This window comes from Gordonibacter faecis, from assembly GCF_030077735.1.
In the GTDB taxonomy this organism is placed as follows: Bacteria; Actinomycetota; Coriobacteriia; order Coriobacteriales; family Eggerthellaceae; genus Gordonibacter; species Gordonibacter faecis.
Map to the genome: position 1 here is coordinate 115257 of NZ_JASJEU010000013.1, position 23079 is coordinate 138335.

Consider the following 23079-nt stretch of genomic DNA (forward strand, 5'->3'; position numbering starts at 1 on the left):
CGGGCGACGACACGATACCGAGCGGCGACGATGGCAACGGGCATCGCGCCATCGCCGCCGGACCCCGCGACTCTGAGATGCAGCGTCTGCCGCTCCGAAAGGAGCAGACGCATGACAGCCGAATCAGCGGGATACCCGTTCGCTAAGGTCCCCGTGCCGATCCAGGACACCTACTCGGTGGCGGAGATTGCGATACTACTGCGCGTGAGCAGGAACGCGGTCTACGAATGGAGCCTCCTCGAGGACGACCCCCTGCCGCTCAGGAGGATGATGGGAAGGAGAAGAGGGCGCTTCGCGTTCAGGGACGAGCTTTTCGAGTGGAGCAAGCGGCACGCGGAGTGAGCTTCGATGTCACAAATCTCCAATCGGAGCTGAAAGCGCTCTTCTCGTTTCGTGGTCGGGCTCTAACGTTGATTCCTGGACTGCGACAGCATGCAATCTTGTTCCTCCGAAACGTCTCCGTAGTTGCGCCTAGTTTAGTTTGGCTTAGCCTGCTTTTCCTCCGATTCTGACCGTTGCGGAATCGATCTCGATGAGAAGCCCTGAGTCGAGTTAGATTCACTCACGGTTGTTGAGCGCATACCGTCTGCATTGCCCTAGTGCAAGCACGCATCGAAAGCGAACCAAGCCCTCTGATACTGGTCTGCGCTATCTAACTTCGGAAGAACGGTAGCATCGGACGCGGTCTTGCCCGGGGTATGTCAGAAAGTGGTTAAAGTCTCCGTTGATGCCAAATGAGGGGAGCCGCCCGGGGCTGCGAACTCAAAGCTTGGTGTGGCCGCCATGGGCCTACCATTCTTTCTTGCTCCATCGAAATCCATCGGCGCCGAGATTGTGCTTAGCTCGTCAGTGCATTGTCTGTCCGAGAACCGAACGGGAGTCGAATCCGCCGCGAACATAGGACTTTCGGCTTTGCTCCTCGCTGTGGTGGATACTAACAGCTGACCTCATCACTGCTTTTATCGCTGCTGTCCATCTCTTCTGATTTCTGCTCTTCCAGAAGCTTGTTTATGCCATCCCTGATTCCCTCTAGCAAGGATACGAATTCGTCAAAGACCTTTTGCTTTACCTTGCCAGCATCCTGGACGTCAATTTCGTATTTGCTTCCAGGTTCGAAATCGAGAAGTTCGAACAGCGTCTTTGCGTTGGTCGAATTGTCCTTAATGACCACCTGCTTTCCCTCGCTATTGCTAAGAACGATTTCCTCCTGCTGGTTGCCTTCGACAGTGATTTTAATTTCGCGTGCCATACGCTTTCAACCTCCTTGCCAGAGCCTGCCGTCCGCCGTCCATGTTTTCCGCGATCCATTCAAGAGCTTCGCAGCCTTCGTCCTCAAGGCATCCAGACTTAAGCGAAAGCGAAAAGCGTCTTTTGTCGTCGCGCGAACCGGATGCGATGATCACGTTGTCTGCGTCTAGGTTGACGACGAGAAGAGGATTGTGGGTGACGAGTATAACTTGCGCCTTGTCCCTCAGTCCCTGGATTGCTGCAGATAGCTCTTTGGAAATCTTTAGGTTAGAGATGTTGTCTTCGGGCTGGTCGATGAGCAGCACATCCGCCTGGGTCACATTTTGATCGAGCAAGACTTCGTAATATATCAGCGCCTTTTCGCCGAAAGTGTTGCCGATAACTCGTTCTGAGGTGTTCTGGCGTTTAACCTCCTGCTCTGTTTTGCAAAGAGAATCCAGAAAAGACTCGAGGTTCTTTTTGACCGTTTCGTCGATCTTGTCGACCTGCCTAGTTCCCCTGACGGCGTTGCACAAGGATTCCTCTGCATCGATTGTTTCGATAGAGGCTTTGTCGAACCCGTCGTTGAACAGGGATTTGTAGAATTCCTCTTCGACCTCTTCGGCTGTTTTGGTCACGTATGGGGCGTAAGACCTGAAGACATATCCGCCAGCACGTTTATCCACGTAGCCGATACCCTGGTCGTAGTATTTCGACAGAGAAGGGAAGGAAGGGTACTCTTTTTTGATGTCCAGAGACGCCTGCGCTTGCTGAATGACTTTCGAGATGACCGCTTGCTTCAACGTGCTATAGCTTTCGGCTTGTCGATCGAGATTCGTAGAGGTCCTATTCGTGCTAGCCTTGTACTGTGTAATCGAGGTGAGGATGACGTTCTCGACGGAGCTGAACAGTCTTTCGGAGTCCAGTCTTTTCTCGACAGAAGACAAGGCATCATTTAATGAAGCCAGCGCCTCATTCAGACTCTTCAGTTCGTCAGGGGTGTATATGAGTTCGTTGTCTTCGATTTCGGTTTTTAGCTGCGTGATAATTGACCTCAATGCCGCAAAGCGATTTTCGAGTTGCGAGTAGTCTCTTGCCGCGAAGCCTTCGGTCGACACGGATACAAAGAACGTCTTGCGTAGGTATTCCTCCTTCACGGTCAAGGCGCTGCTCGCGGCTTCGCCAAGCGTTTGCTTTGCTCCTATGCGCCTGCGCACCCATTCCATTACTCGATTTGTGAACGTTGTAATTTGCGATCTGAAGTCTTGGCAGTTGACTTCAGAAAAAAGAGAGCGTCCATCAGGGTACAGGTCTTTATTGTTGTTGTAGTCGTTAAATAGCTCGCCTTGGAATACCGCCTTGCTCCTATTTGGCAGGGCGGGTATCTCGATTCGGTTATTCCTTTTTGCTGCTTTAACATGGCTCTCCGAATCGTTTCCTGAAATAAGTTTAAGAAGTGTTGATTTGCCTGATCCGTTTTCACCAATGATGACGTTCACCCCGGGGCTAAGTTGCGTATCAACGCCATTTACGCTTACTTTTTCCAAGAATGGATAAGAGACGCTGTCGATTCTTCCAAATCTGGTTTCGGGCGAAGTGATTGCGAGCAGCAAACCCCTAAACGAGGGAAGGGCCCTGATGGTGGTGAAGACCGGAGCGCCTTGTCTGACGTTCTTGGAGTCATGGTTGGGGTATACGGCCCATTCGTGACAGTCGATGCCGATAAGCAAGCCGATGGAGTTGCAGAACTCGCTCATGTCGACCAGATTGTTTTTTACAATGCCTTCCACATTAGGGCTCTGAATCTCAATTGCACTAATATAGCCAATTTCCAAATAGTCCAAAAAATCCGAGCAGGCATCGCTGAAAGAATTGGCGCCGCCCTTTTGCTTGGGGTCAAGGCTCTTCCTTTGATATGCAACCAAAATGACAGGAAGTTTAATTTCCTTAAGAATGGATTCAAAGTCATTTTTCGAATACTTGTGGTCTTTGTTCTCGGGAGCATGCCTGCTCATGACAAGTTCGATGGTCTCGTAGTCTTCTTTTGCCTTGCAGTCAAAATAGGCGAGGATGTGACACGGCTTTGCCGTATCAAGCAAAACATCAAATTCGATTCCGGCAATGATGCCTTTAACTGACGGGTATGATCCTAGCCGAATAAGCTTCTCGGCTTCTATATAAAGCTTTGAATCGAACGTATTGTGGTCGGTGAAGGAAATAAGATTGATCCCCTCCGTCTCTAATTTATTGAAGAGCACGGGCAGGTTTCCAATGGTCGACTGGTCAACCACCCCGACACTTTCTTTGTATTTGCTGGCAATCGAGTGGATATGCAAATCGATTTTTATGTTCTCATTCAGCATTGTGCAGCTCCAATCAAGCCAGGTCGAAGCGATGATCAGGCAAGTCTTTCGATGAAGCCTTTATTTTCTCTCAAAGCGATCTTGTCAATCATCGGTATATATCAAGCATAGCCGATTCATGGGAAACGAATCGGGCATCATGCCGATTATTCAACAGTTTGGATTAATAATTCTATCGTGGAGAGCTGACGACGTAAGACTCTATCCTTCTCATTACGGGACATAGATTGTGGTCTTAGCAGTGAATAAGCGCGAACCTCCTTGGCATCTTATGGGACAATCGACGCCGCTGCCTCTGATAGGAGGTTTGAGCTTGTTCCGCTTTGATAGCATACACGGTTCAAGATTCCTTGTCCTTACGTATCCCTCTCTCGAACCAAGGAATGCCCAGCATATCCTGCGCTGACGATGAGGCTGAGGCAATTGAACGTGCTTCTCGGGTGTGAGTTGGATTTCCATTTAGGCGGGATGCTCGCACGCCAAGGTACCCATGCCGATTCAGGACACGTACTCAGCGGCGGAGATGGCGATACTCCTGCGCGTAAGCAGGAGCGCGGTCTACGAATGGAGTCTCTTCAAGTGGAGTAAGCACCACGCGACTTGGTTAATCGTAGCTAAAGCAAAGGCTTTAGTGTATTTGGCTTTGCCGAGCAAAGGATGGCTTTCGTCCAGGTCGACTAGATGGTTTTAGAAATACTTCTATCCGCTAAGTCGAGGCTGCTCCATTAAGGTCCATCAGGTGTAAGAGTTGACACCATCTAACTTTGATGGCAAACTTTCCGCTGTGAAAGATATCTAAGTTATTTTTAAAGGGAGGTGGCTAGTGGGCAATGGCAACTACCAAGAGACGCACGAGCGCATCTTGAAAAGCGGTCTTGCGGCGTTTTTGGAAGAGGGATTCGAGAAGGCGAACCTGCGCAGGATTTGCAAAACAGCCGGTGTGACAACCGGGGCGTTCTACAAGCACTTCGAGGACAAAGAGGCGCTCTTCTCCGAACTGGTCGAGCCTCTGGCAAGCATGATTCGCGAAGCTTACGCCCAAGGTGAGCAGCGAGGCTTCGCCGGGTACGACGAAGGGGAGCCAGTGACTCCGGAGCAGGTGCGCGCCGCCCTCGAGACTAAAGCGGCAGGGACGCTCGCCACCACGGCGATGCTGTACTCCCATCGCGATATCTACGAGCTCCTTGTGTTCCGCTCTTACGGCACTCCGTACGAGCATTTTCTGGATTGGCTCGTCGACGAGGAAGATAGAACGACCCTCCGTGCTCTTGAGCTAATCCACGGCGCAGAAAAGGCTCGAACCGTTATCTCGAAAGAGTCTCTCCATATCGTCAACCACGCGTTCTACAGCGCCCTTTCCGAGAACATCGTCCATGCGAAGAGCCTTGAGGAACTTAACGCGACGACAAAGGTTATTTCAACGTTCTTCAATTCAGGCTGGGAGAAATATCGCATGCCCTGATGGCCCTTTCTTTTTTTGCCATCAAAGATAACTAAGTCATTTTCAATCGAACTCCTCTTCAGGATCGAAGAGGAGTTCGGGCTCAGGCCCGTCGGCGATGACAAGCTCGCCATCGCGCCCGGTGCAGAGAAGGCGCCGAAGCTCGCCGCCGCCATCAAGGCCTGGGAATCCCAGGTGGATGCGCTCGACCGCGGCGAGATAACCCCCGAGGAATACGAGTCCTGGAAGATGGGGATTGGTGGAAACCCGAGCCCTTCCGCATGAATGCGTCTCTGGTAAACACCAAACTTCTATGGACGTGATGGCTCCGGATGGATTTCGCTTGCCATTCGGGGCAATTGCCGTCTTTATACCCGATTCGAAACGAATGAACGCGAGGGGTCCGATTGACAATGCAACTGTCGTATCTCGTTCAAGGCGAGAAAACTAAGGAGAATATGATCGGGAAGGACCTGCCGAAAGGAACTGCCCTCGATTCGGTAGAGAAGTACGACGCCAAAGGGGGTTAGCTCTACTTCGTCACATTCTCTGCAGAGCCCGACACGCTTTCGAGTGCGAGGGCTTTGTCTCGTCTCAGAGATTCTCTGCCTGCCAAAAAGCACGTGCGAATTTTACGAGACGATGCCTCTTCTAGATTTGCGAAGGCTCTGTATCCCAAGTTGGCAGACTATGAGCGTGCTCTTCGGCGGGTGCTCACCCTCTCGATGTGCGCCGAACATGACAATTTCGAAGACAAGCTGGTAAAGAACCTAGAGGAGGCGACTCTCAGCGAGCTCGGTTTGAGGCTATTTTATAGCGACGCCTTCAAAGAAGAGGTTTCCAGGCTAGTGAACCAGAAGGGTCCCATCTCCAAATCCGATGTTTTGGAAAGGATAGAGGGGATTGAAGAGCGAACCGTCTGGACTGACCTGTTCGACGGCAGAGAGTTGAAAGGCGTGTGGGAGAATTTCAGGGCAATAAACAAGATAAGAAACAAAGTCATGCACCACAGGACGATCTTGGCCAAGGAGTATGACGAGGCGAAGGAGTTGCTGGCTGAATCGACTGACGAGCTCGAAGCCTACGCCAACCATATACACGAAGACCCCAGCTATCCGAAACGCCATTCCGCCAATGCCCTTAGCGCTGCGCGCCTCTTGGGGGGCAACTATGCGTCGGAGATTGCCGGTGCCCAGGTCTTCCTGGATAAAATCGCTCCTCTTCTATCTTCGCAGAGTTTTGCGGATTATTACGCTCTATCCGATTCGGCATCTGCCGCAGCTAAAGCCCTCTCGCAATCAGTCGCCACGATTGACCCGTCCAGGCTTTCCGCGGTCTCGAGCCTAGCCGAAACACTAAGCGAAAGCATCACGAAGATCCAAGGCCCAGCCCTACAGGCAGCGATTAGCCAATTGGCGCAGAATACCATTCCGTCCGGTTTGACGACGAGCCTGCCTGCTTCAGCTGCTTTAGCTCGCGAGCAATCCAATCCTCTCGAAGATGATGACGAGGAGAAAGGCCAAGGCGAATCGCATGATAGAGACTCTTCCGAAAGCGAAGAAAGCTCAGGAGAGGAACGAAAGGAAGGGTTTGATTAGCGCATAGATCTTGCGGCTGCGACCCTGCAGCGCATACGCTGTCTGCGCTATGGTTTTGCGAAACCGCTGAGGGCCGTTTCGGGTCGCAAGCCTCCTGCTGCTACTCGAGAGGAGTGGTTGCGAAACCAGCTCGTTTTCGTGAGTTTGCGAGAATGACGCTTCCAGGCTCTCCACCAGGGGCATCTGCCATTCTCGAGTTTCGTTTTTCCAGGTGAGTTTCGTTTGAGTTTCGCCGATTTTCGACGGCACCTGCAAGCGTCCCGCCATCATTGCCTTTCATCGGCTTGCAGGTTCTTCGGTTCGCGTCGGTTCTCTTCGGTTCCGTTCAAGTCGTTTCAGGCTTGTTTGACCCATGCCCGTTTGCCATGGGGTGGCATCCGATCATGCGTCTACCTGCGGAAACGGGAAGGCTCCTCGTTTTTCTCGAAGAGCCTTTTGAGTTTTTACCCGATTGCGAAACCATGTGGCTTGCAGGTGCGGCGGTTCCGAAACGTCCCCATCGGTTGCCATCGGAACCGTACGAAACCGTATGAAAAACAAGAACAAATGTTCTATTACTATTCCCACTCGGCAAATTCAGATATATGGGAGCGTATTTAGGGTGATTTTGCAGGCAAAACATTCGCAAATATATTAATGTTTTGCCTGCTTATTTGAGGCAGTACGCTTTCTTAGTATCAAAATAGTATCACAAAAACCGAGAAATTGCAAGGGTTTCAGGCCATAAACGGCCACAATCAAAACTTCCCTCAATTTGATGTAAGTTTCTGTCGAAATGGGTCTCAAATCGAGACCCATTTCGACCACCGCCTGGGAGCGTAAACGCTCCCAGGCAATAGGGGATTGATTTCCGCCCCGGCGGAAATCAATCCCACCATGGGACGCAATTCGACCTAAAATCAAAGGAGGCGGGCAAGCACTTCTGGTGCTTGCCCGCCTTGATAACCGCAGAGCAAGGCCGGGCGGGGCGGTCAATGGCGGCGCACTTGTGCGCCGTTCATCTCGACCATTGACAGCCCCGACTGGATTTGCTATCCATCTAAAGAAGTGCGTTGTGTTCTATTCGATTTCTTAGATTATCAATTTTTTCTTTGATAGACTGGATTATCTCCAAAAATGCTTTGTCTGATTTTCCTGTCGGATCGTCAAGCCCCCAATCCTCCCGGTGCTTGCAGGGTAGATAGGGGCAGGCCACATTGCACCCCATTGTTATTACAATGTCTACGGGCGGAAGTTCGTTCAGCAATTTGCTATATTGCGTCTGCTCCATGTCAATGCCATAGAGTTGTTTTATCAGCCGAACTGCGTCCTGGTTGATCTGCGGCACAGTCTCCGTGCCAGCGGAGTAACTTTCAAATACATCGGAGGCCAGATACTTTCCGAGTGCCTCGGCGATTTGGCTCCGGCAGGAATTGTGGACGCAGATAAACGCCACCTTGGGTTTTTGACCCATACGTCATCCCCTGACCTTTTGAATGAGGGCTTTTACCTCATCTTTTTTCAAAACCTTACCATAGGACATGACCTTGCCATCTACCACAAGGGCAGGGGTGGTCATCACGCCATAGGCGGCGATCTGCGAGAAGTCCGTTACATGGTCTATGGTCGTGTCCATATTCAGTTCCGCAAGCGCCGCTTTGGTGGCATCTTCCAACGCATGACACTTCGCGCAGCCAGCCCCCAGCACTTTGATCCCAGCAGTTGTTTTTGCGGCCTCTGCCTGGGCCATCTTTTCGGGTGTGCAGCCGCTCCCACAGCAGCAACTTTTTTCCTCTTTCTTCTTGTTAAACAGTCCCATAGCGAATTACCTCCTTAGATTAAATCAAAATGAATTGAAACGCATTGAACAGGTAGCCAACAATGATAATGCCAATCGTACAAATGCCAATAAAGAGTGCCAGTAGTTTGGGTTTCACAGCCTTGCGGAGCATGATAAGGGACGGCAGGGACAAGGTAGTAACAGCCATCATAAAGGAAAGAACGGTACCCAGTTGTGCCCCCTTAGAAAGTAGTGCCTCTGCAACAGGAATGGTGCCGAAAATATCTGCGTACATGGGGATACCAACGATTGTAGCGAGAATCACACCAAAAGGATTGTTGCTGCCAAGTACGGTTTCAATCCAACTTTCCGGTATCCAGTTGTGGATTAGCGCACCGATCCCGACACCAACCAGAATATAGGGGAACACTTTCTTGAAGGTGCCCAGCATTTGTTCCTTTGCGTAGGTGAGCCTTTCCCGGATCGTCAGGTCAGGAGACCCAATGTCGACGCTGCCAGCCGAAAGCACAAAACTTTCAACGTACTTTTCCATATGCAGTTTCTCAATCATGGTGCCGCCGACAACTGCGATAACAAGCCCAAGGATCACATAGACGATCGCCACTTTTGCACCGAAAATGCTCATTAACAAGACAAGACTTCCTAAATCGACCATCGGTGATGAAATCAAAAAGGAGAACGTCACACCCAAGGGAAGTCCCGCACTGGTAAAACCGATGAACAGCGGGATAGATGAACAGGAGCAAAAGGGGGTCACTGTTCCCAGCAGAGCGGAGATGATGTTCGCCCAGATCCCATGAAAACGACCTAAAATGCGCTTACTTCGCTCGGGTGGAAAATAACTTTGAATATAGGAGATTGCAAAAATCAATACGCAGAGCAGCACCGTGATTTTCAAGACATCGTAGATAAAAAACTGGACGCTGCCGCCAATGCGCCCATTTACATCCAAGCCCAGTGCCGACAGCCCAATGCCGAGAAGTTCGTTCAGCCATTTCATGCCAAGCATCTGATCTTGAATAAAGTCCCATACGCCCATACAAAAACCTCACTTTCCATTTCATGGACAACATATCAAAACTTTTTGATGTATTGTGCCGAAGGAAACGCCATCTAAATTAGATGGCGTTTCTATCCACAACGGGGACAGGTACTCTCTTGTTCTGCATCTGGAGTTGTCAATTTTTTCAGCAGTTCTATTGCATAGTCCCTACCTGAAGAACTCAGTCGGTAGTGCGTCCATTTGCCCTCTTGACGACTGACGACAATGCCGGAATCGCAGAGGATTTTCATATGGTAAGAGAGGCCGGACTGCGTTAAATCCAACGGCTCTTGCAGGACACAAGCACACTTTTCACCGCTCCTTAACTGTTCCAGGATTGCAAGCCGTTTCGGATCGCAGAGAGCCTTGAATACTTTTGCCTGTTCCTGATACGCTGTCCCCATGTTCTCACCTCGCATCAAATAATTTTGATATGACTAGTATATGCAGCAACGTCTCGTTTGTCAACAGTTCAATCAAAATTTTTTGAAGTCACCGCCCTCCCCGGTCAAGGGAGCGCCGGGGCCGTTTGCGGCCTTTCTCCGCCTGTTCCCTCTGCTTGTCGGCCTCCACAGCCGCCTGCACCTGTTCCGGGCCAAAGACCCGCTTGACACGTGTATAGTCGGCGGATATCTGCCGCAGTTTTTTATTCTCCATCTTCACCTCCATCAAGCGGTCAGACAGGCGGGCGTTGCCCTCCCGCACCCGGTCATAGTCCCCTTGCAGACGGTCAAACTTCCCTTTTAGATCGATGTACTTGCGGAACAGGGAGCGCAGCACCTTGACGATCTTCGCCAGCAGGGGCTTTGCCTTTTTCTCCCGGTAGGACTTGGCGCTCTCCAGTGTCCCGGCCTCCGGCAGAATTTCCTCCGGGTCGGTGGAGAAGTCTGCCGCCAGCCGCTCCATGTCCTTCACCGCCGGGGCCAGTTCTTTCAGCCGCCGCTCCTGGCTCTCCACCTGGCTCTCTTTCTCCGCCTTGACTGTCTCCAGGGCGGCGATCTCTTTCGCCCTCTGCCCCTTCTTGTAGTCCAGCACAGACAGGTGCTTGTCGTGGGTGCCCTTGTCCTCCCACTCTATCCCGTGGCGCTCCATCAGGTTGGAGAGTTGCTCTTTCTCCGAGCGCACCCACTGGCTCCACTCCGTGTCCCCTCTGGTGCCGCCCTTGAAACCCTGGGCCGCCAATGCCTGTTTCAGAGATACCCGTGTGTCCAGCCCCCGCTTGCTCCCGGTAGTGAACGGCACAAAGTCGATGTGCAGATGGGGCGTGGCCTCGTCCATGTGGAGGTGGGCCGAGAACACCCGGAGATTGGGATTGCGCTCTTGAAACGCTTTCATATACTCGTCCAGCACCACCGCCGCCAGCCGCCCTTCGTTGCTGTCGGCGCTCATGTCGTCCTTGTTGCCCACTTGCAGGATAATTTCGTGAAACGGTTTTTCCTGTTTGCCGGAGCGGATTTTTTCATAGTAGTTTTCTATCCGCCTGTCTGCCCTGGTCTGTTTGGCGTTGTAGCGTTCCAGGGCCTCGTCAAAGAGTTCATGGTACACCGCCTTGATATTCTCCTGGCAGTATGTTACATTCAGATGGGAGCGTTCCGGGTCGGTATTCTTAGCGTGAAACTTCCTGCTGTTGTGGTTCACCGACCCATGCCCCACCATGGCGCTAATCGTCCTTTTCAATCAATCCCTCCTTTTCCGCCGCGCCAGCGGCGGGCCTTTGTTACTTTCTGCGAAAGTAACGCAAAAGCACTTTTGACAGCCTATCGGCCATCAAAAGCGCATTTGCGCCCTACGGGGTGGTGTGGGGGCTTTGCCCCCGCCGTCTGCGGACGGCTCCCCCAGCAGGGCCGCCCTTTGAAAAGGGCACCCTGCACCCCGCCTAAACTTTTTCACTCGCCGTGGGGCAGGGAGGAAAGGCCAGCGGCCTTTCCTCCCACCCGGCAAGTGTTTTCCGTGGGGTGAAAGTCAAGGGGTTCGGGTTGTATTGCCTTGCGGCAATCTCCACCCGCAGGTATGCCCCCTTGACTTTCACCCCCGCTCCCCGTGACAGCCGTGACGACCGTGACGGCTTTTTTGATATCGGGGCGGTGGTGCAGAGGTTGTCACGGCTGTCACGGTCGTCACGCCTGGGGAGTTTCCAGCGTCAGCCGAATACTTCTCCCGGCGTGGGTACGGGTGCTTTCGTAGCGGATATGGTACTCATAGGACAGCCGCCACGCCCGAACATTCAACCGCATCGCCAGGGCATTGGCTTTCATATCCACCCCCAAGGCGGCGGTAAGGTCGGTGGCCGTTCCGCTCCACTCTGGCCGCTCCGCCGTCACCAGGGCGGCAACGGCCTCCAAAACCGGGTCAGGCGGTTCCCTATACGGTTCTGTTTCCCGCCGCTCCAACTCCCACGCCAGCCGTTCTTCGTCCCGTTTCAGATAGAGGCGCTGGTCTTGCAGGTCACGCCCGGATATGTCCAGTGTGGCGGCGCTGTCCGTCCTCCGCTCCTTTTGGAGCAGAAAGGCCCCGTCCGCCGCACCCATCAGGCCATTGGTGCCGGAGATCATATCAAACTTGTCGTCGGCCTGCTGCTTGCGGGTATGGTGTACCAGCAGGAGGCAGACCCCCTTTTCATCGGCAAGGTGTTTCAGACTTGTTATCACCTTATAGTCGTCTGCATAACTGTACTTCTCTGCCCCGGCCTCCCGGATTTTTTGCAGGGTGTCGATGATGATAAGCCGGGTGTCCGGGTGTTCCCGGACAAATCTCCTTAGTTGTTCCTCCAGGCCGCTGTTTAACTGCTTGGCATAAATGGAGAGGTGGAGGTCTGCGGCGCTGTCCTCTCCGAACATCCGGTACAATCGTCCCTGCAAGCGGGGATAGTCGTCCTCCAGGGCCATATAGAGGACGGCCCCCTGGCGGACTTCGTACCCCCACAGGGGGAGGCCCTTGCTCACATGATAGGCCAGTTGCGCCATGAGAAAGGACTTGCCGACCTTGGGAGCGCCCACAAAGAGGTACACCCCCGGATAGAGTAGGCCCTCCACCACGGGGGGCTTGCCGGGGTACACCTTTTCGTAGAGTTCGTTCATGGAGAGGGAGGGCAGATAGGCCGGGTCGTTGACCCGGTCTATCTGTCGCAGGATTTCCCTAAAATCCCGTTCTTGGGGCTTGTGTTCGGCCTGTTCCTCTGCTATACTTTGGTTAAGTTTTTGTGAGAGCGACTGTCCCCCGTCTGCGCCAACAGGCGGATATGGGACGGTCGTTTTCTCTTGTGATCTATCCATCTATCAATCCTCCCTCATGCCGTCCATGATGGCGGCGATTAGTTCAATGTTGTCCATCAGTTCTTCGTCCACCCCATCCCCGGCCTCTATCCGTTGCAGTTCGGCCAGCACAGCGGCCAGTTCATTCCGCAGGGCCTTATAGACCCTTGGATTGCCCTGCACCACCACTTCCCGGTACAGGAGCCGCCGGGTGATGTAGTCCTGTTTCGTCAGCCCGGAGAGCCGCACAGCGGTTTCAATTTGTGCGTCCTCCTCCGGGGACACCCGAAACGCCACAGTCTTGTTTCTCCATCGGTTCTTGTTGTCCCTGTTCTTCAGCGACATGATTTAGGCCCCCTTTCGCTCCATGTCCAGCCTGTCCGCCATCTCCGTCTGCCGGGTGGGGAACAGGTGGGCGTAACGGTAAGTAATGTCGATACTCTCATGCCCCACCCGGTCAGCGATTGCCAGGGCCGTAAAGCCCATGTCAATCAGCAGGGAGATGTGGCTATGCCGCAGATCGTGTATTCTGATCCGCTTGACCCCGGCCTCTTTCGCTCCCCTGTCCATCTCACGATGGAGGTAGGATTTTGTTACCGTGAAGATACGGTCAGTCGGTTCTACGGCGTACAGGCTCTTGATGTAGTCCTGCATCTCGTCACAGAGGAAAGCGGGCATTTGAATGACCCGGTTGCTCTTGGGCGTCTTGGGGTCGGTGATAACATCCCGGCCCTTGATACGCTGGTATGACTTGGAGATAGTGACCGTCTGTTTCTCAAAGTCGAAGTCCGCCGGGGTGAGGGCCAGCAACTCCCCCTCCCGCACACCGCACCAGTAGAGCATTTCAAAGGCGTAGTAGGAGAGAGGCTTGTCCATCATGGCCTCCGCAAATTTCAGATATTCCGCCTTTGTCCAGAACAGCATTTCCCGGCTCTTTGGCTTGCCCATGTTCCCCACCTGGGCGGCGGGGTTGACTTTCAGATTGTAGTGCCGCACCGCATGATTGAACACGGCGCTCAACTGGTTATGGAGCGTTTTCAGATACACCGGGGAATAGGGCTTGCCGTTCTTGTCCTTATAGCCCAGCATTTCATTCTGCCACGCTATGACCTCTTTAGAGTGAATGTCGCACATCTTCCGCTTGCCGAAGTAGGGCACCAACTTCTTGTAGAGGATATGTTCTTTCGTGCCCCAGGTGTTTTCCTTGATACGGCCCTTCATGTCCGCCACATAGACGGCCACGAAGTTCTCAAAGGTCATTTCCAGATCGGCGGTCTGCTGTTGCAGGAATGTCCGCTCCCACTCCAGCGCCTCCCGCTTGGTGGGAAAGCCCCGTTTCATCTTCTTGACCTTTTTGCCCGTCCAGTCCTCGTAGTAAAAGGACGCATACCATGTGCCCTTCTCCTTGTCTTTGTACGCTGGCATTGTGTTTCCTCCTTACTGCTCGTCCCGCAGTCCGTAGAATTTTTCCTCGAAGTAGCGCCTGCTCACCCGTCCGGGAATGGTGATAAAGCCTTTCTGTTTCAGTTCCTCGTTCATCTCCCGCACCAGTTTGTAGGCGTAGGGCTTGGAGATACCCAGTTCCCTGGCTACTTCCTCTGCCTTTACAAACAGTTCCTTGCTCATGTGGTTCACCTCCTTATTTCTGTTTCGCAAATATGTTAATGTTACTATCCTCATTATACATTAACACAAGTGTTAATGTCAAGAATTTATTTCGCATTTTTGTTAAACTTTATCTTGCATATTTCGCTTTTTTGCGCTATACTATTGGCAAAGGCGGTGGGATATTATGACAGTCGGAGATAAGATAAAGAAAATCCGCACCTTTCGAGGCATGACACAAAAGGAATTGGGGCTTGCCGTCGGTTTTGAGGAAAAGGGAGCGGACAACCGTATCGCGCAGTATGAAACGAATTACCGTGTCCCCAAGCGGGAATTGCTGGACAAGATTGCCGAGGCGTTGCGGGTAGACCGCCAGAATTTCTACACCATCGCCCCCGGCTCCGCCGAGGACTTCATGCGGACATTCTTCTGGCTCGACGAGGACAGCCCCGGCTCTATCCGTCTGTTCCAACTTGTCCGCAATCCGGGCAGGGCGGGGGCCGCTGATGATACCGCTGTACGGTACAACGACGGCGACGACTGGCCCGCACACCCTCCCGTGGGTATGTACTTCCAGTACGGCCTTGTGGACGAGTTCATGCGGGAATGGCTTTTGCGCCAGCAGGAGTTACACGCTGGGGAGATCACCAGGGACGAATACTTTGAATGGAAATTGAATTGGCCGAGGACTTGCGACGATTGCGGAAAATGTGAACCGAGCATTCCGTGGCGCAAAAATGAATAAGACAAGCAAAACCGCCCTGCTGAATTTGTCGTTCAGCAGGGCGGTTTTGCTTGTCCTTTTGGGATTATTCTCTTGAGAGTACCGGGCGGACACGAATAGTATCAATCCAGTATCAAGAGCCACAGCGACGGGCAAAAAAGCCTGTATTCATGCGGGTTTGCGCCGTTTCGAGCGTCATTCCCACTCGATCGTTGCGGCTTCAATATGCATGGTGTCTCATCTCTCCTCGTGCCGTCTCGTCCGCCTGTTGTCCCATAATCCGAATCACTTTGTAATCACTGGAGTGATTACAAATCTGCCAAATCCAGCCCCCGCGACAGCTTTTCGCAACGACTCCCTGGCGACTACTTCCCGAAACACGAATAGGGATGATGGCAGGTGGTTTACAATGGCCTGATATCCAAGTCGGACGAGCCTACTCCCATGGCGTTATGACCACCTTGAGGCAGTCATCCTCGCGCGCTTCGAACGCGCGATAGGCTTCCAGGATGTCGTTGAGCGGGTAGCGCTTCGAGATGAGGCAGCTTGTGTCGATCTTGCCGGATTCGATGAGGGCCATCACCTCGTCCAAACCGCTCGCGTCGACGCCCCCGGTCTTGAAGACGAGGTTCTTGCCGTACATGCGGGGGAGCGGCAGCGCCTGATCATGCTCGTACATCGCCGAGATGACGACGACGGCGTTGGGGCGCGCGATGCGCCAAGCCATCTCGAACGTGGCGTCGCCGCCCGCGGCTTCGATGACGGAGTCCGCGCCGCGTCCCTCGGTGAGGTCCTGCACGGCGCGCTCGATCTCGTCGAGCGGGGCGCTGCCGTCGATGATACGGTCGGCAAGTCCGAGTCGCTTGGCCAGCTCGGCGCGATGGGGGTCGCATTCGATGGCGATGATGCTCCCGGGGTTCGCAAGCCGCGCGCACATCATGGTGGTGAGGCCGACCGGCCCCGCGCCGATGACGGCGACCGACGAGCCCTCTTCGATCTCGGCGAGGCGCGCGCCCCACCATCCGGTGGCGAGGATGTCGCCCAGGAACAGGGCGTCCTCGTCGGAGACGGAGTCGGGGATGCGCGTGAACGCGTTGTCCGCGAAGGGGACGCGCACGAACTCCGCCTGGCATCCGTCGATGCGGCAGCCGAGCTCCCAGCCTCCCTGCTCGCAGTTGTTGACCCAACCGCGCTGGCAGAAGAAACACGTGCCGCAGAACGTCTCGCAGTTCACCGCCACACGGTCGCCGGGCTTGAAGCGGGTGACGTCGGCGCTGACCTCCTCGACCACGCCCACGAACTCGTGCCCCAGCACCGTGTCGGGCACCGCGTGCGGCACCGCGCCGCGCATGATATGCAGGTCGCTCGTGCAGATGGTCGAGCGCGTCACGCGCACGATGGCGTCGGTGGGAAGCTGCAGCGTGGGTTGCGGGCGCTCCTGCAGCGCGATGTTGCCGTTGCCGTCGTGCACCAGTGCTTTCATGGGGGTCCTTTCGCGCGGGGGTTTCGTCCATGGTAGCACGGGGGAGCGCGGGGTGGGTTTCCGCAACGGGGCTCAGCCGATGCGTTGATCCTGCGGTTTGCGGGCGACGATCGCGAAGTTGAGCGGGATCTTCGGCATGCCCTCGGGCGTCGTCCAGCCTTGTTCCGTCTCTACGAGGAAGGGGAGCGCCTTCCACTCGGCATAAGGGCTTTCGCGGAGCGCCTCGATGGAGAGTCCGGCTGCGAGCAGGCTGTCGACGATCTCTTGGAAGTCGTGGCGCCAGTTGTGGTTCGCCGTGTGGGCGATCTTGCCCGCCGACCCTTCGACGTAGCTCTCGTCGCTTTCGTAGTCGATGCTGCCCGTGCCGCTGAGGTAGTCCTCGGTGATGGTGAGCGATTCGTAGCCGAGCGCGTCGAGGAGCGGGTGGTCGTCGCGCAGGAGGGACATGCCGCCCGGAACAAGCATCTCGGCGATCGAGTGCGCCCAATCGCCCAGGTCGGGAAGCCAGGTGATCGCGCCCGTTCCCGTCACCACGACGTCGAAGGTCCGTTCGATGACGTGCGAGGCGAACCGCGCGTCGCCCTCCACGAAGGTCGCGTTGGCGCCGGCACGCTGCGCGATGCGCCGTGCGTGCGCAAGCGAGGTGGGGGAGAAGTCGAGCCCCCATGCCTCGCGTGCGCCGAGGCGCAACCACGAGATCGTGTCGGTGCCGATGTGGCACTGCAGGTGGAGGACGGAAAGCCCGGCGAGGCTTGCCTGCGGGAGGTGGGGCAAGAGCGCCTCGAAGTCGCGCCGCGCGACGCCGGAGACGTAGCTCGGATCGGAGACGAGCCTTTCGACCTCGTAAAACGCCGATTCCGCGTGAACGGCGGCGCGGTCGTCCCAGTTGTCGCGGTTCTCCGCGAGCTTGCGGTCGAGCACGTTGTCGGCTGCTATTGCGCTGTCGGTTGCAGCGGCGTGCGTGCTTGCATCGGTGGTGGTATGGGCGAAGTTCATGGCGGGAGACGAGAACACTTTGCTGATGGTCTGCAGGCGCGCGTCGAAGCACTCGTCGCACGGCAGGCCTTCCTGATCTCCGAGGATGCCGACGATGCCGGATGCCATGAACGAAGCGACCGCCCGCACGTCCTCCCGCGCGAGGTCGAGGCCGAACTTGCTCGCCCACGTCTCCGCGAGAGCCCGTTTGAAACGTTCGGTGAGGCGGGTCGATCCGTTCGGTCCCGTCAACAGGCAGACGCGCTCCGCGGCGCTTCTTTGATTGCCATCAAGGTGGAATGACGTGCCGCTTTTCGAAAGGAACTTTTCGGCGAGGTCGGCGATGCCGGTGGGGACGGCAGCATCGACCGCCTGCTCGGCGAGATCTTCGATCGAGTCGAAATAGTAGTAGAAGGTTGCGCGGTTGCATTCTGCTTGGCGTGCGATCGATGCGGCGGTCACCTCGCGGTACGGCATACGGGAGAGCTGATCCCAGAACGCCTCGATCATGCGTGCCTCGGCGCCTCTCTCTTCCGAATCCTTGCGGGGGCGTGCCATGGCAGCATCCTTTCTCTGCTCATTGAGCCATCGGGCGGTTGGAACCGTGACCCGCGACTGTTGGAAACCCGACGTTTCCGCGCGAATCGCTGGTTTTATTCCCCGTCTGACTTTGGGATAATCTGATTATACAACGCATGTTGGGTTTATGGGGAAGCGAAGGAGGCCGTCATGGGGAGCGAAAGCGTCATCGTCCTCGATAGCGTGACGAAGGTGCTCGGGAAGAAACCGCGCATCGATGGCCTTTCGTTCGACTGCGAGCCGGGGAGGGTCTACGGGCTTTTGGGGCCGAACGGCGCGGGCAAGACAACCCTGATGAACCTCATCACCGGGCTCTACCGTCCCACGTCGGGCACGGTGCGCGTGCTGGGGCTCGACCCGGTGCGCGATGCGCGGAAGGTGCGCCGCGAGATCGGGCTCGTGCCGCAGGAGACATCGCTGTACCCGGAGCTCTCGGCGTTGGAGAACCTGCGGTTCCACGCCGCGCTCTACCTGGACGACCAGCGCATGGCGGAGCGACGCATCGATGAGGTGCTCGAGCTCGTCGATCTTGCCGATCGGGCGAAAGACGCCGTGGGTTCCTATTCGGGCGGCATGAAACGGCGCCTCGCGCTCGGGCGTGCGATGCTCGCCGACCCGCGCATCCTGCTGCTTGACGAGCCGACGCTCGGCGTGGACGTGCAGGGCACGCACCGCATCTGGGATTACGTAAGGCGGTTCAAGGGCGAGGGGCGTACCGTCCTCGTCTCCACCAACGTGATGGCGGAGGCCGATGCGCTCGCCGATGAGATATTGCTGCTCGACCACGGCAGGAAGGTGCGCTTCGGCACGCCGGACGCGCTCAAGGCGGAGGCGGGATCGACCGTGGTGCGGATAACGTCCGTGTCCGGCTCCCGTGTCGACGAGGCGGCTCTGCGCGGGCGCCTGGACGGCTTCTCCTTCGATGGTGAGTCGATCGTAGTCGACGCGCCCGGGGGAGAGGCCGATCTGGCGCGTATCCTCGGTCTCGTCGAGGGTGCGGTCGAGATCGCGGGCGTCGAGCTGCACCGACCGACGCTTGACGACGCCTTCCTCGCGCTCACGGGCAGATCGTTGCGGGATTAGGCTTCCGCCGTTCTCCCGAACGGCGGAACAGGCCGACGCTGCAAAGTGCCTGCGCACAACGCCTTCGCGCGATCTCGCAGGCTCGCGTACGGAGTACGCGTCGCCCGCGAGACCCCGCGAATTCGGCGTACTCATGCGCTTCTCGCTGATCTGGCTAACTATGCAATCGTTACGTTATCGAAGGGGGACGAAGCATGGGAACCTTGAGGATAATCGGCAAGGAGTTGGCGAGCGTCAAGGAGAACATCCCGTTCAACCTGGCGACCGTCGTATCACCGCTGCTTTTCCTGTTCGCGTTCGCCGTGATGGTGTCGGGTGGCATCACCATTCCCGTCGAGACGCAGCCCGCCTCTTCCGAATCGGCGTTTCTCCAGGCGACCGCCGAGTACCGGGCACCGGATGGGACGCCCTATCTCGAGTTGGAGGCCGCGCCTGCCGAAGGCGCTCCCGACGGGCGCAGCGCCGACCGTTACATCGTTGAGGACGAGCCCGCTGTGGGCGAGGAAGGCGCGACCGGGGAGATCGTTCACCTCGTCAACGACGTGAACTCTAACATGACCAAGAACTACGCCAACCGCTTGGCCGGCGCGCTCGTGAACTACGTCGATGCGGGCAGGAGCTCCGGCACCGTCGAGGTGGTCGAGCAGACGCGTTACGAGGAGGATATCCCCTGGGACGAGAGCTTCGCCGTGAGCACGCTCGTGTTCGGTGCGATGCTTGCGGGGCTTCTGTTCGGACAGCTCTCGATGACGAGCGAGTGGGAGAACGCGACGGCGAAGCTGCTCGTGCTCTCGCCGCGCCCTGCCTCGTCGGTCGCTGCGGGCAAAGTCGTCGCAGCGTTTCTCAAGGCGCTCGTTGCGGGCGCGGTGCTTGTCGGGGTGGTGGCGCTGATGTACGGCCGTGCGCTCGCGAGCGCCCCATGGCTTGTGGCGGCGCTCTGCCTGATGTACATCGTGTTCGCGAGCCTCGGGCTCGCCTTGGGCATCACGGTGCGCTCGACCATGACGGCGTTCCTCGTGTCGCTTGTGGCGGCGCTGTGCCTTTGGGTCGCGGGAGGCGGGTTCGGCGACCTGTCGTACTTCGGCGAAGCGGCGCAGGCGGTGGGGGCGGTGAACCCGGCAACCTACGCGCTCGATGCGGTGCGCTACGCGTACTTCGGTGGCGTGGCGGATCCGACGCCGCTTATCGTGCTCGCGGTGGGCGCGGCAGCGACTCTTGCGGCAGTGTGCGCGGTCTACGCGCGATGGACGCGAAGCGAAAGGGCGGCATCATGAACCTCTTCATCCGGGAACTGAGGAAACTGCTTGCGCTCACGAAGGCCGACCCGAAGTCGCTCGCGGCGGGCATCATCGCACCGACCATCATCTTGGTGATCTTCGCGCTCACGTTCGGCAATTTCGTCGCGCTCAAACTCGCGGTCGTGAACGACGACGCTGGCGCGCTCGGTACGGCGTTTGAGGAGACGGTGTTCTCCCAGACCTCCCCGCTGTCGGGCGAGCCCTATTTTGAAGCCATTGAGGCGGACGCCGAAGAGGCGCAGATGCTCTACGAGCAGGGGCGCGTGAACGGCATCCTGACGATCCCCGAGGACTTTTCGGCGCGGCTTGGGTCCGGCGAGCCCGCGCAGGTGCTCTACGCGTTCGACAACTACAACACCGACATGGCGAAGAACCTGCGCCTGTACCTCGACGAGGGCATCTTCGCGTTCTACCAGGAGCACATGCCCGGCATGGAGATCGAGGTTCGGCGCGAGTTTGCCGTGGGCACACAGCTCGACTGGTTCGCCATTATCGCGGTGGGCGTGTTCATGCTGGCGTTCCTCATGGGATCGATGTTCAACTTCCTCTACCTGCTCAACAAGGAGCGGGTGCACGCGACGCTGTCCGAGTACCGCCTCGCGCCGACATCGCTTCTGCCCACGTTCGCGGCGCGCGTCGCGGTGGCGCTGCTTGCCGGGGCGGTCGGAGCGGCGGTGAACGCGCTGCTCATCTGGCTGCTTACGGGTGTGAATCTGGCATGCGGCCTGTTGGCGATCCTGCCTATTCTCTTGGTGTTGGGGATCGCGTTCGTATCGTTCGCGGCGATCGTGTCGCTCACAGTGCGCAAGTTCAGCGGCGCCGCGATGCTGTCGATGGTGACCGCCGTGGTGGCGTGGTTCCTCTCCGGTGCCACGACCTCGGTGAAGTACGCCACGGGTGCCTTGCTCGACGTGGCGCTTGCCTTGCCCTCAAGCTACGGCCTCTCCCAGATTCGCGCAGCCGTGTTCAACGTCGATCAGAGCGTTGGTGGCCTGCTCGCGGTGGATAAGGGGTGGCTCGTGATGGGGGCGTATGCTGTCGTGCTGGCGGTTGCCGCATGGGCGGTCTATCGGAAGCGGCTTGGCGGCGGCGGACGGTAGAAGGATTATCTTTGAAGAACGGATCGCGGCGTTGAATGAATGCCTTTGAGCCTGAGTCCTTCATAGAACTACGGCCTTGTTTTGCGCAAATTGGCGAAAACAAGGCCGTAAAAAAGCCAAAATTGGAGAAAATCAGGCGATGAGGGTTACTCCCACTCAAAAGTTGATTCGTTTGCTGTAATGCACTGTAATTGTTCGCGTTGGTTCGGGTAATCTGCCATTGTTTTATGTGCTTATGATGGTACCGTCAAGAATCTTGCGCACTTTTCCGACAGCCTCATAAGCCCGCCGTCCGGTGCGGCTACCCCTCCAGCAGAGTCACGTCCAGATAGCGCCTCGAGCCCACTCGCTCTCGGCCACGTACTTGAGCCTCGCGGTCACGAGCATGAGGGCGCTCTTCCCGTCGGGGAACGTCCCGACCACGCGCGTGCGCCTGCGGATCTCGCGGTTCAGGCGCTCGATGGCGTTGTTGGTGCGTATGCGCCGCCAGTGCTCGCGCGGGAAGCGCGTGTACGTCAGGGTCTCGGCGTATCCGTCGCGGACGACCTTCGCGGCCTCCTTCAGCCTCATTGAGTCGAGCTCGTCGGCCACCTCGAGGGCCTTGGCCTCGGAGGCCTCGCGCGACTCCATGGCGTGTATGGCCTTGAGCATCGCGGCCGCCTTGGGCCTCTTGGACTTGGGCACCTTCGCCAGCGCGTTGCGGTAGAAATGGACCGTGCAGCGCTGGTAGGCGGCGTTCGGGAAGACCTCGGCGATCGAGCCGACCATGCCGGCGGCCTTGTCGCCGGTGAACATCCTGACCCCGCGCAGCCCGCGCGACTTCAGCCACGAGAGGAACTCCCGCCAGCACTCGGCCGACTCGGTGAAGCCCTCGGCGGCGCCTATCACCTCGCGGTAGCCGTCGTCGTTGACGCCTATCGCCACCATCACCGCCACGTTCTCGTAGCTCCCGCCCCAGCTGCGCTTCAGGTAGATGCCGTCGACGTAGACGTAGGGGTAGGCGCGAACGAGCGGGCGGTTTCGCCACTCCTCGACCGCGGCGAACGCCTTCTCGTTCAGGTTCGAGACGGTCGCCGCCGACACGCTCGACCCCCACAGGATCTCGGAGACGTCCTCGATCCTGCGCGTCGAGACGCCGGCCAGGTACATCTCGATCATCGCCTCCTCGACGCTGGTCTCGCGGCGCCGGTAGCGCTCGATGATCGCCGTGGTGAACCTCATCCCCTTGAGCTTGGGCATGCGCAGCGTGACCTCGCCGGACGTCGTTGCCAGGCTCCTGTCGTAGTGGCCGGCCCGATAGGCCTCGCGCCCCGCGGCGCGCTCGTAGCGCTCCGCGCCGACGAGGTCGCCCGCCTCCTCATCCAGAAGGCCGTTCAGGGTGTCCTCGACCGTCTTTCTCACCAGCTCGCGCAGATCGGACTTCAGGCTCTCCTCGTTCAGTGTTACGATTGGCTCGGGCATGGCTCTCCTCCAATATGCTTCTTGTCTCGACAACTCGAATCATACCGGGGCGGGCCGTGCCCTCCTTCC

The 23079-nt window shown here is 56.8% G+C and carries 21 protein-coding genes and 1 pseudogene; 8 read left to right on the forward strand and 14 right to left on the reverse strand.

What is annotated here, in order from left to right; all coding sequences use genetic code 11:
* Positions 1-111 precede the first annotated feature (111 nt).
* The gene (locus QNJ86_RS06990) at positions 112-342 is read left to right on the forward strand and encodes a helix-turn-helix domain-containing protein (protein WP_283831890.1); all 231 of its coding nucleotides are present in this window, start codon (positions 112-114) and stop codon (positions 340-342) included.
* Between the two features lie 592 nt (positions 343-934).
* Here QNJ86_RS06990 and QNJ86_RS06995 read toward each other — a convergent pair.
* On the reverse strand, positions 935-1249 hold the full coding sequence (locus tag QNJ86_RS06995; protein ID WP_283831891.1) for a hypothetical protein: 315 nt from the start codon (positions 1247-1249) through the stop codon (positions 935-937).
* Entirely contained in the window at positions 1233-3590 is a 2358-nt protein-coding gene (locus QNJ86_RS07000; protein ID WP_283831892.1) for an ATP-binding cassette domain-containing protein, read from the reverse strand. Before QNJ86_RS07000 ends, QNJ86_RS06995 begins: the two co-directional genes overlap by 17 nt.
* 823 nt (positions 3591-4413) lie before the next feature.
* Between QNJ86_RS07000 and QNJ86_RS07005 the strand changes: the two genes are divergently transcribed.
* The 3 genes from QNJ86_RS07005 to QNJ86_RS07015 all read left to right on the forward strand — a co-directional run bounded on the left by QNJ86_RS07005 (position 4414) and on the right by QNJ86_RS07015 (position 6629).
* Entirely contained in the window at positions 4414-5052 is a 639-nt protein-coding gene (locus QNJ86_RS07005; RefSeq protein WP_283831893.1) for a TetR/AcrR family transcriptional regulator, read from the forward strand.
* A 15-nt stretch (positions 5053-5067) separates the two neighbouring features.
* Positions 5068-5316, forward strand: a complete 249-nt coding sequence (locus QNJ86_RS07010) for a hypothetical protein (RefSeq protein ID WP_283831894.1) — start codon at positions 5068-5070, stop codon at positions 5314-5316.
* 395 nt (positions 5317-5711) lie between these two features.
* Positions 5712-6629, forward strand: a complete 918-nt coding sequence (locus QNJ86_RS07015) for a hypothetical protein (RefSeq protein ID WP_283831895.1) — start codon at positions 5712-5714, stop codon at positions 6627-6629.
* Positions 6630-7668: 1039 nt separating this feature from the next.
* Here QNJ86_RS07015 and QNJ86_RS07020 read toward each other — a convergent pair.
* From QNJ86_RS07020 to QNJ86_RS07060, 9 genes are all read right to left on the reverse strand, one after another.
* Positions 7669-8082 carry an arsenate reductase ArsC gene (locus tag QNJ86_RS07020; RefSeq protein WP_087225167.1) on the reverse strand — a complete coding sequence of 138 codons (414 nt, stop codon included), beginning with the start codon at positions 8080-8082 and terminating at the stop codon, positions 7669-7671.
* 3 nt (positions 8083-8085) lie between these two features.
* Positions 8086-8427, reverse strand: coding sequence for a thioredoxin family protein (locus QNJ86_RS07025; protein ID WP_283831896.1), 342 nt, complete (start codon positions 8425-8427; stop codon positions 8086-8088).
* A 19-nt stretch (positions 8428-8446) separates the two neighbouring features.
* On the reverse strand, positions 8447-9448 hold the full coding sequence (locus tag QNJ86_RS07030) for a permease (protein ID WP_283831897.1): 1002 nt from the start codon (positions 9446-9448) through the stop codon (positions 8447-8449).
* Between the two features lie 92 nt (positions 9449-9540).
* Positions 9541-9855, reverse strand: a complete 315-nt coding sequence (locus QNJ86_RS07035; RefSeq protein WP_087225159.1) for an ArsR/SmtB family transcription factor — start codon at positions 9853-9855, stop codon at positions 9541-9543.
* Between the two features lie 88 nt (positions 9856-9943).
* On the reverse strand, positions 9944-11128 hold the full coding sequence (locus QNJ86_RS07040; RefSeq protein ID WP_283831898.1) for a plasmid recombination protein: 1185 nt from the start codon (positions 11126-11128) through the stop codon (positions 9944-9946).
* A gap of 440 nt (positions 11129-11568) precedes the next feature.
* Positions 11569-12723, reverse strand: coding sequence for a helicase RepA family protein (locus tag QNJ86_RS07045; RefSeq protein ID WP_283831899.1), 1155 nt, complete (start codon positions 12721-12723; stop codon positions 11569-11571).
* Between the two features lie 3 nt (positions 12724-12726).
* On the reverse strand, positions 12727-13047 hold the full coding sequence (locus QNJ86_RS07050) for a plasmid mobilization protein (RefSeq protein ID WP_283831900.1): 321 nt from the start codon (positions 13045-13047) through the stop codon (positions 12727-12729).
* Positions 13048-13050: 3 nt separating this feature from the next.
* Complete coding sequence (locus QNJ86_RS07055) at positions 13051-14127, reverse strand: site-specific integrase (protein WP_283831901.1); 1077 nt, start codon at positions 14125-14127, stop codon at positions 13051-13053.
* A 12-nt stretch (positions 14128-14139) separates the two neighbouring features.
* Positions 14140-14328, reverse strand: coding sequence for a helix-turn-helix domain-containing protein (locus QNJ86_RS07060; protein ID WP_087225147.1), 189 nt, complete (start codon positions 14326-14328; stop codon positions 14140-14142).
* A 166-nt stretch (positions 14329-14494) separates the two neighbouring features.
* On the opposite strand from QNJ86_RS07060, the gene QNJ86_RS07065 reads away from it, so the two are divergent.
* Positions 14495-15052 carry a helix-turn-helix domain-containing protein gene (locus QNJ86_RS07065; RefSeq protein WP_283831902.1) on the forward strand — a complete coding sequence of 186 codons (558 nt, stop codon included), beginning with the start codon at positions 14495-14497 and terminating at the stop codon, positions 15050-15052.
* Positions 15053-15467: 415 nt separating this feature from the next.
* Here the strand turns inward: QNJ86_RS07065 and QNJ86_RS07070 are convergent, their stop codons facing one another.
* Complete coding sequence (locus QNJ86_RS07070; RefSeq protein WP_283831903.1) at positions 15468-16580, reverse strand: alcohol dehydrogenase; 1113 nt, start codon at positions 16578-16580, stop codon at positions 15468-15470.
* Positions 16581-16586: 6 nt separating this feature from the next.
* A complete protein-coding gene (locus tag QNJ86_RS07075) occupies positions 16587-18047 on the reverse strand; it encodes a methyltransferase domain-containing protein (RefSeq protein ID WP_283831904.1) in 1461 nt (486 codons plus the stop codon).
* A 171-nt stretch (positions 18048-18218) separates the two neighbouring features.
* Between QNJ86_RS07075 and QNJ86_RS07080 the strand changes: the two genes are divergently transcribed.
* From QNJ86_RS07080 to QNJ86_RS07090, 3 genes are all read left to right on the forward strand, one after another.
* A complete protein-coding gene (locus QNJ86_RS07080; RefSeq protein ID WP_283831905.1) occupies positions 18219-19151 on the forward strand; it encodes an ABC transporter ATP-binding protein in 933 nt (310 codons plus the stop codon).
* A 194-nt stretch (positions 19152-19345) separates the two neighbouring features.
* Complete coding sequence (locus QNJ86_RS07085) at positions 19346-20425, forward strand: ABC transporter permease (RefSeq protein ID WP_283831906.1); 1080 nt, start codon at positions 19346-19348, stop codon at positions 20423-20425.
* Positions 20422-21549 (forward strand): ABC transporter permease, encoded by a 1128-nt coding sequence (locus QNJ86_RS07090; RefSeq protein WP_283831907.1) that lies wholly within the window; start codon positions 20422-20424, stop codon positions 21547-21549. The genes QNJ86_RS07085 and QNJ86_RS07090 overlap by 4 nt, the downstream gene beginning before the upstream one ends.
* A 301-nt stretch (positions 21550-21850) precedes the next feature.
* Here QNJ86_RS07090 and QNJ86_RS07095 read toward each other — a convergent pair.
* Positions 21851-23010 (reverse strand): annotated as a pseudogene (locus QNJ86_RS07095) (IS256 family transposase).
* Positions 23011-23079: the final 69 nt, after the last annotated feature.